Raw genomic sequence first — 7150 nt, 5'->3', positions numbered from 1 at the left:
GGATGTTGCGGAAACCGCGGATCTGCGGCCACGGTACCTCGGGGTGATCGGCGATGATCTCCACAGGAAGGTGTGTCGCCGCTTCTCCGATGATCTGGAGGTTGCGCTCGATCGCGTCTTCGGCCATGGCGATCAGATCTGGATCATCACAATCAGGCCCAACCAGCGCGACGAAGCGCTGACAACGGTCGATGGCCGCCAAAATGTCGTCGATGCGCTCTTGTGCGCTTCGGCTCACAGCGCCACCGCTTCAGCCAACACAGACTCGGACACTCGACGCTTCAACAACTGCACGGGGAAGATGTCCACGGCATCCGTCTCGAACAGTTCGCGAGTCTCCTGGAGGAGCCCGGACGCACGCATGAGGATGTTGCCGTCAGCCGGATCCATCTCCACAAGGATGTCGATGTCGCTCCCCACGTGGGCGTCGCCACGGGCGACAGAGCCGAAGAGCATGGGATTCGTCGCCCCATACTTGTCGAGCAGCAAATCGAAGTCGTCACGGCGCGCGTCGAGAAGCGCACGCAGAGCGAGCGTCTCCGGCGTAGCCACGACTTCAGTCATGCGTCAAGATTACCCAACCGAACGTCGTCGAGGGTCAATGCAGCCGCTGACACCTCGGGCAGAAGAACGACGACCGGTTCATGAAGTGCTCCCGCACGATCGGCGTCCCGCAGCGGGGGCAAGGTTCGTCTTCGCGCCCGTAGACGTTCAGCGAGCGATCGAAGTAGCCCGACTCCCCGTTCACGTGCACATAGAGGGCGTCGAACGACGTCCCGCCCGCCGCGAGCGCGGCGGACATCGTGGCGCGGGCGGCGTCCAGGACGGAGACGATCTCGCCCGGCCGCAGCTCGTCGGCCGGCGTCGCGAAATGGACGCCCGCGCGCCACAGGGACTCGTCGGCGTAGATGTTGCCGATGCCCGACGTGACGCTCTGGTCGAGCAGCACCCGCTTGATGCCCGATCGCTTGGCCGCGATGCGGGCGACGAGGGCCGCCTCGTCCAGCTCGGGGTCGAACAGGTCGCGCCCGATGTGGGCGATCTCGGACGGAAGCTCCGCGCCGCCGCGGCTGAGCGACAGGCCGCCGAACATGCGCTGGTCGACGAACCGCAGCTCGCGCCCGTCGTCCAGGCCCACCCGGACGCGGACGTGCCGCTGCAGCGGCGCGCCCGCGGCGTCCACCCGGAACTGCCCGGACATGCCGAGGTGGGCGAGCACCGCGTCCCCGTCGTCGAATGGCAGCCATAAGTACTTGCCGCGCCGGCGCGGCTCGGTGAACGTGCGGCCGACCAGCGTGGCCGCGAAATCGTCGGGGCCGGCGGCATGCCGCCGGACGGGCCGCGGGTGCAGGACGCCGACGGTGCCGATCGTGCGGCCGGTCAAGGCGTCCGCGAGCCCGAGCCGCACGGACTCGACCTCGGGCAGCTCCGGCATCAGTCCTCGTCGGCCTGCAGCGCCAGGAACGCGTTCTTCGCGGCCCCCTGCTCGGCCTGCTTCTTCGAGCGCCCGATCGTGCCCTCGAACAGCCGCCCGCCGACGGACGCCGACGCCTGGAACCGCTTGTCGTGGTCGGGCCCGCTGGCCTCGTGAAGGTAGACGGGGGCCGGCAGCCCGCGCTCGGCGCACAGCTCCTGCAGGCTGGTCTTCCAGTCGAGGCCGGCGCCGAGATGGTCGGCGTGCGTGACGAGGTTGTCGAAGAGGTGATGGACGAACCGGGCCGCCGCGTCCCTCCCGCCGGAGAGGAAGATCGCCCCGATGACGGCCTCGGTCGTGTCAGCCAGGATCGACGATTTGTCGGCCCCGCCCGTCGCGAGTTCGCCCTTGCCCAGCTTCACCAGCGGCCCGATGCCGAGCGAGCGCGCGACGTCCGCCAGCGCGTACGTGTTGACGACCGCCGAGCGGAGCTTCGCGAGGCGTCCCTCGGGGTACTCGGGGTACGTCAGATACAGGTACTCGGTCACGACGACGCCCAAGACGGCATCGCCCAGAAACTCAAGTCGCTCGTTGTGGGGGGCGGCGCCGTGCTCATAAGCCCACGAGCGATGGGTCAGAGCCAACTCGACGAGCTCGGGATCCAATCGGATCCCGAGCTCGTCGAGCACATCATGGATGCGGCGCCCGGCCGCCTCGGTCACGGCTCGAGGATCTGCCGGCGCGAGGAACGGGGGCCGTACTGGCCGCAGGACGGGCAAGCCGTGTGCGGCAGGTGCTTCTCCCGGCAGGCCGGGTTCGCGCACGTCACGAGGGTCGGCGCGGACGCCTTCCACTGCGCGCGACGGTGGCGGGTGTTGGACCGGGACATCTTCCGCTTCGGGACGGCCACGTCTTCTCTCCTTCTTCTGGGCCCGAGGGCCGCTAGCTTTCGGTCTCTGCCTGCCACCCGGTGAGGCTCGCCCACCGCGGGTCGATCGCCTCGTCGTGCCGGTGGTCGGGCTCCGCGTTCAGGTTGGCCCCGCAGACCGGGCACAACCCCGCGCAGTCCTCCCGGCACAGCGGGATGAACGGCAGATCGAGCACCACCGTGTCCCTCAGGACCGGCTCGAGGTCGATGAGATCGCCCTCGACGCGGCTGGCCTCGTCGTCGTCGGGCTCCTTGCCCGGGAAGAGGAACAGCTCTTGAATGTCGATCTCCGACTGGTCGTCGATCGCGGTCAAGCACCGAGCACACTCCCCGGCCAGCTGAACCTCAGCGACGCCGGTAGCCAGGACGCCTTCCACCACAGCCTCGAGTTGCACGTCGAGTTGGATGGGAGACCCCGCAGGCACTCCGATCACGTCGTTGCCGATGCCGTCGGGGGCAGGGCTTTGCCGTTTCATTTCTTTCATCGCGCCCGCGCGGCGACCCAATTCGTGAATATCGAATACGAGTCCCGAACGGGGATCGATCGAGCGATGCGGCATCGCGGACCCCTTCAGGTTCGACAGCGTCATAACCGAACGTCAACTCTACCTTGTGGGTCCGTCGCAAACCAAACCGCCCGGACGCCGCGGTTCATCCGCCGCGCCTCACCTCTGCGCGCGCCGCTCGGCCACCTTGGCGGCGATGCGGCGGTTCACCGAATCGGGCACGAACTGCCCCACGTCGCCGCCGAGGCCCGCGATCTCGCGGATCATCGTGGAACTCAGGTGCGCCCACCGGGACGCCGTCGGCAGCATCACGGTCTCGATGCCGGTCAACGCGTGGTTCATCTGGGCCATCTGGAGCTCGAACTCGAAGTCGCCGCCGAACCGCAGGCCCTTCACGATGGCGCCCACCTCGTGCTCCGCGCAGAAGTCCACGAGCAGGCCGCTCAGCAGGACGACTTTGACGTTCGGCATGTCCACGCAGGCCTCGCGCAGCATCTCGACGCGCTCCTCGGGGCTGAACAGGTAGTTCTTCGAACTGTTGCGGCCCACCGCGACCAGCACGTCCCCGAACAGCGTCGCCGTCCGCGCGACGATGTCGAGGTGCCCGTGCGTGACGGGGTCGAACGAACCTGGGCAGATGGCCCTCATGCGCCCTCCTCGGGGCTGGCGAAGTACAACGTCGTCTCACCGTAGCGGCGCGACCAGGTCGACTTCACGCCGTCCGGCCAGATCGGCTCGGCGTCGCGCGACGACCGCTCCGCCACCACGAGCCCGTCGTCGGCCAGCCATCCGGCCAGGACGCGGCCCACCACGCTCCCCACATGCTCCGACGGCACGGCGTAGGGCGGATCCAGGTAGATGACGTCGTAGGCCACCGGCTCGTTCTCGGCCAGGTAGCCCTCGACGGGAGCGGCGATCACGGTGACGGGAAGACCGAGCGCGGCCGCGTTGCGCCGCGCGACGGACGCCGTGGGCCGGTCCTTCTCCACGGCCGTCACGGGTGCGGCGCCCCGGCTGGCGGCCTCCAGGGCAACCGCGGCCGACCCGGCGTACAGGTCGAGGAAGCTGAACCGCTCGAGCATCCGGTCGGCCGGCTCCCCCGACGTGCCGGCCCAGTGGGCGATGAGCTGAAACGCCGACTCGCGCACCCGGTCCGACGTCGGCCGGGTCGAGCGGTGGGCGGGCATCGTGACCTTCTGGCCGCCGCGGCGTCCGGCGATGATCCTGCTCATCGCCCCAGGCTAGCCGCCGGGCGGCGTCCGGCGAATCTGGCCGTTACCCCACGAGCGAGCCGAACGTGAGGTACAACGTGGACATGTCAGAACCGAACACCGAACCCGTCGTCGTGTTGGACGACCGCCAATGCTGGAGGATCCTGGCCGCGCACAAGGTGGGTCGGCTGGTGACCGTGATCGATTCCGAGCCCGAGATCTTCCCGATCAACTACGTCGTCGATGGCGCCTCGCTCGTCTTCCGCACCGCGGAGGGGAGCAAGCTCTTCTCGGTGACGATCAACGAGCACGTCGCCGTCGAGGTCGACAGCTGGGACGCCGAGGGCGGCTGGAGCGTGATCCTGCGGGGCCGCGCCCGCCGCATCACCGACGCCGACGAGCAGGCGAAGGCGGCCGAGTTGCCCCTGCGTCCGTGGGTACCGACGCGCAAGAACCACTGGGTCCGGATCGAGCCGGAGACGATCTCGGGCCGCCAATTCCACTTCGGGGACGAGCCCGAGGAGCCGGTCGACCTGCCCGAGTGAGGCTCAGCCGGACGCCGCCCAGTCGCCGGCCGACAGCAGCGTCGTCGCGGTGATCGCGTCGGCGAAGCCCGGCGTCTCGCAGGCGGGATCGCGCTCGACCGCCTCCGTCGCGATCGCGCGCGCCTGGCCGATCAGGTCGGCGTGGTCGAGCACGCGCAGCAGCCGCAGCGTGCTCCGCCGCCCGGACTGCTCGGCCCCCAGCACGTCGCCCTCCTTGCGTTGGGCGAGATCGAGGTCGGCCAGTTCGAAGCCGTCGCGGGTGGCCGCCAGCGCCGCGAGCCGCTCCCAGGCCACCGCCTGCTCGTCCGCGGAGCTGATGAGCAGACAGACGCCCGGATGCTCGCCGCGGCCGATGCGCCCGCGCAACTGGTGGAGTTGGCTGATGCCGAAGTGGTCGGCGTCCCAGATCACCATCATCGACGCGTTCGGCACGTCGACGCCCACCTCGACCACGGTGGTCGCCACGAGCACGTCGAGGTCGCCGGCTGCGAACGCGGACATCACCGCGTCCTTCTCGTCCGACGGCAGTTGCCCGTGCAGGACGCCCACCCGGACGCCCGGCAGCGGGCCCGACGACAACTCCTCCGCCAGCTCGACGACGCCCTTGCCGAACTCGGTGGTCTTGATGCGCGGCGCCACCACGAACGCCTGCCGCCCGGACGCCACCTCCTCCGCGATCCGCGCCCACGCCCGCTCGACCCACGCGGGGCGGCGGGCGGCGTCCACCACCGTCGTCGTGACGTCGGCCCGGCCGGCGGGCACCTCGGCCAGCGTCGAGACCTCGAGGTCGCCGAAGATCGTCATCGCGACCGACCGCGGGATCGGCGTCGCGGTCAGCACGAGCACGTGCGGGCGCAGGCCCCGCTCGGTGAGGGACGCCCGCTGCTCGACACCGAACCGGTGCTGCTCGTCGACGACCACGAGCCCGAGATCGGCGAACTGCACGCGGTCGGCGAGCAGGGCGTGCGTGCCGATCACGATGCCGGCCTCCCCCGACGCGATCTTCAGCAGCGCCGCGCGACGCCCCGCCGCCGACGACGACCCCGTCAGCAACGCGACGTCGGTGGCCACGTCGGGCGCCCCCAGCATGCGGCCGGCGCCCAGGTCGCCGAGCAGGCCCGTGATCGTCCGGTGGTGCTGTGCGGCCAGCACCTCGGTGGGTGCGAGCAGCACGGCCTGCCCACCCGCGTCCACCGCCGCGAGCATCGCGCGGAGCGCGACCAGGGTCTTGCCCGAGCCGACCTCGCCCTGCAGCAGCCGCTGCATCGGCTCAGGCCGGGCCAGGTCGGCGAAGATCGCCTCGGACGCCTCCACCTGCCCGGCGGTGAGCGTGAACGGCAGGCGGGCGTCGAAGGCGTCCAGCAGGCCCCCCGGACGCCGCGGCCGCGGCCCCGCGGCGAACCGCGCGTTCTCCGCGCGCCGATAGGCCATCGTCAGCTGCGTGGCGAACGCCTCGTCGAACCGGAGGCGCTCCGCGCCCGCCTCGATCTCGCGCTGGCTCGACGGGCTGTGGACGTAGGCGAAGGCGTCCCACAGCTCCGGGACGCCCGCGGCCTCGCGCACCCACGCCGGCCACGGGTCGTCGACCGATTCGAGGGTCTGCAGCGTCAGCCGGACGCACTCCGCGATCGTCCACGTCGGCAGCTTCGCCGTGGCCGGGTACAGGCCGACGAGCCCCGACGTGGCGAGGTCGACGAGCCGCTCCTTCTCCTCCGACCGCCCGACGATCTTGCCCGATGCGTCGAGCATGACGAACTGCGGGTGCGACATCTGCGGACGCCCCTGGAACGAGCCGACCTTGCCCACGAAGATGCCGCGCACCCCGCGCTTCAACTGCCCCTCCCACCAGCGGGCGGTGCTCTCGTGGCCGAAGAACGTGACGCCGAGGCTGCCATGGCCGTCGGTGAGCCGGGCCTCCAGTCGCGTCGAGGGACGCCCGCGCCGGGAGCCGCCGTGGCTGTGCCGGATCTGCGTGTCGGCCACCCGGGCCATGACGGCCACGTGCTCGCCCTCCTCCAGCGTCGCGAGGTCGGTGAGCTCAGTGCCGGACAGGTACCTGCGCGGCAGGTGCCGCAGCAGGTCGCCGACCGTGTGGACGCGCAGCGCGGTGAACGCCTTGGCGGTCTTCGCCCCCAAGACGCTCTCCAACGGGCGCTCCAGCGCGCGATAGGCCGGGGTGCGCCAGCGGGAGATCAGGTCGTCGTCGTTCCGGCTCGGCACGCCCGTCACCCTAGCCGCCGCCCACGACGAAAAAACCCGCCCCACGCGGGGACGGGCTCTTCGGGGTATCGGTCAGCGGGTGACCTTGCCGGCCTTGAGGCACGACGTGCACACGTTGAGACGCTTCGGCGTCCCGTCGATGACGGCCTTCACGCGCTGGATGTTCGGGTTCCAGCGACGGTTGGTCTTCTTCTTCGACCAAGGCACGTTGTGCCCGAAGCCCGGGCGCTTGGCGCAGATATCACACACGGCAGCCACTGGAGCTCTCCTTGCTTGTACGGAAAATGCGCGACACGAGGCCGCGGACACGGGTACCAACGAATTGG

At 70.3% G+C, this 7150-nt stretch carries 11 protein-coding genes; 1 reads left to right on the top strand and 10 read right to left on the bottom strand.

What is annotated here, in order from left to right; all coding sequences use genetic code 11:
* The 8 genes from WMJ97_RS06460 to WMJ97_RS06425 all read right to left on the bottom strand — a co-directional run.
* A partial coding sequence (locus tag WMJ97_RS06460; RefSeq protein ID WP_347348158.1) for a HepT-like ribonuclease domain-containing protein occupies window positions 1–238 on the bottom strand: 238 nt, incomplete at its 3' end.
* Window positions 235–564 carry a nucleotidyltransferase domain-containing protein gene (locus WMJ97_RS06455; protein WP_347348157.1) on the bottom strand — a complete coding sequence of 110 codons (330 nt, stop codon included), beginning with the start codon at window positions 562–564 and terminating at the stop codon, window positions 235–237. The genes WMJ97_RS06460 and WMJ97_RS06455, both read right to left, overlap by 4 nt.
* 34 nt (window positions 565–598) lie before the next feature.
* A complete protein-coding gene (gene mutM / locus WMJ97_RS06450) occupies window positions 599–1435 on the bottom strand; it encodes a bifunctional DNA-formamidopyrimidine glycosylase/DNA-(apurinic or apyrimidinic site) lyase (RefSeq protein ID WP_347348156.1) in 837 nt (278 codons plus the stop codon).
* The gene (gene rnc / locus WMJ97_RS06445) at window positions 1435–2136 is read right to left on the bottom strand and encodes a ribonuclease III (RefSeq protein WP_347348155.1); all 702 of its coding nucleotides are present in this window, start codon (window positions 2134–2136) and stop codon (window positions 1435–1437) included. Before rnc ends, mutM begins: the two co-directional genes overlap by 1 nt.
* On the bottom strand, window positions 2133–2324 hold the full coding sequence (gene rpmF, locus WMJ97_RS06440; protein ID WP_347348154.1) for a 50S ribosomal protein L32: 192 nt from the start codon (window positions 2322–2324) through the stop codon (window positions 2133–2135). The genes rnc and rpmF overlap by 4 nt, the downstream gene beginning before the upstream one ends.
* 32 nt (window positions 2325–2356) lie before the next feature.
* Window positions 2357–2932, bottom strand: coding sequence for a DUF177 domain-containing protein (locus WMJ97_RS06435; RefSeq protein WP_347348153.1), 576 nt, complete (start codon window positions 2930–2932; stop codon window positions 2357–2359).
* A gap of 75 nt (window positions 2933–3007) precedes the next feature.
* A complete protein-coding gene (coaD, locus tag WMJ97_RS06430; RefSeq protein ID WP_347348152.1) occupies window positions 3008–3496 on the bottom strand; it encodes a pantetheine-phosphate adenylyltransferase in 489 nt (162 codons plus the stop codon).
* A complete protein-coding gene (locus tag WMJ97_RS06425; protein ID WP_347348151.1) occupies window positions 3493–4080 on the bottom strand; it encodes an RsmD family RNA methyltransferase in 588 nt (195 codons plus the stop codon). The genes coaD and WMJ97_RS06425 overlap by 4 nt, the downstream gene beginning before the upstream one ends.
* An 83-nt stretch (window positions 4081–4163) precedes the next feature.
* Between WMJ97_RS06425 and WMJ97_RS06420 the strand changes: the two genes are divergently transcribed.
* Window positions 4164–4604 carry a pyridoxamine 5'-phosphate oxidase family protein gene (locus WMJ97_RS06420; RefSeq protein ID WP_347348150.1) on the top strand — a complete coding sequence of 147 codons (441 nt, stop codon included), beginning with the start codon at window positions 4164–4166 and terminating at the stop codon, window positions 4602–4604.
* A gap of 3 nt (window positions 4605–4607) precedes the next feature.
* Here the strand turns inward: WMJ97_RS06420 and WMJ97_RS06415 are convergent, their stop codons facing one another.
* Both WMJ97_RS06415 and rpmB read right to left on the bottom strand, forming a co-directional pair.
* Window positions 4608–6824, bottom strand: coding sequence for an ATP-dependent DNA helicase RecG (locus WMJ97_RS06415; protein ID WP_347348149.1), 2217 nt, complete (start codon window positions 6822–6824; stop codon window positions 4608–4610).
* 72 nt (window positions 6825–6896) lie between these two features.
* Window positions 6897–7082, bottom strand: coding sequence for a 50S ribosomal protein L28 (gene rpmB / locus WMJ97_RS06410; RefSeq protein ID WP_347348148.1), 186 nt, complete (start codon window positions 7080–7082; stop codon window positions 6897–6899).
* Window positions 7083–7150 lie beyond the last annotated feature (68 nt).

The organism is Nigerium sp., assembly GCF_039811905.1.
Classification (GTDB): domain Bacteria; phylum Actinomycetota; class Actinomycetes; order Propionibacteriales; family Propionibacteriaceae; genus Propioniciclava.
This window is presented reverse-complemented; position numbering and strand designations above follow the sequence as displayed.

Excerpts from the sequence above, each read along its gene's own strand:
- mutM (WP_347348156.1), bottom strand. The coding sequence starts at position 1,435 with ATGCCGGAGCTGCCCGAGGTCGAGTCCGTGCGGCTCGGGCTCGCGGAC.
- coaD (WP_347348152.1), bottom strand. The coding sequence starts at position 3,496 with ATGAGGGCCATCTGCCCAGGTTCGTTCGACCCCGTCACGCACGGGCAC.
- WMJ97_RS06435 (WP_347348153.1), bottom strand. The coding sequence starts at position 2,932 with ATGACGCTGTCGAACCTGAAGGGGTCCGCGATGCCGCATCGCTCGATC.
- WMJ97_RS06420 (WP_347348150.1), top strand. The coding sequence starts at position 4,164 with ATGTCAGAACCGAACACCGAACCCGTCGTCGTGTTGGACGACCGCCAA.
- WMJ97_RS06455 (WP_347348157.1), bottom strand. The coding sequence starts at position 564 with ATGACTGAAGTCGTGGCTACGCCGGAGACGCTCGCTCTGCGTGCGCTT.
- WMJ97_RS06425 (WP_347348151.1), bottom strand. The coding sequence starts at position 4,080 with ATGAGCAGGATCATCGCCGGACGCCGCGGCGGCCAGAAGGTCACGATG.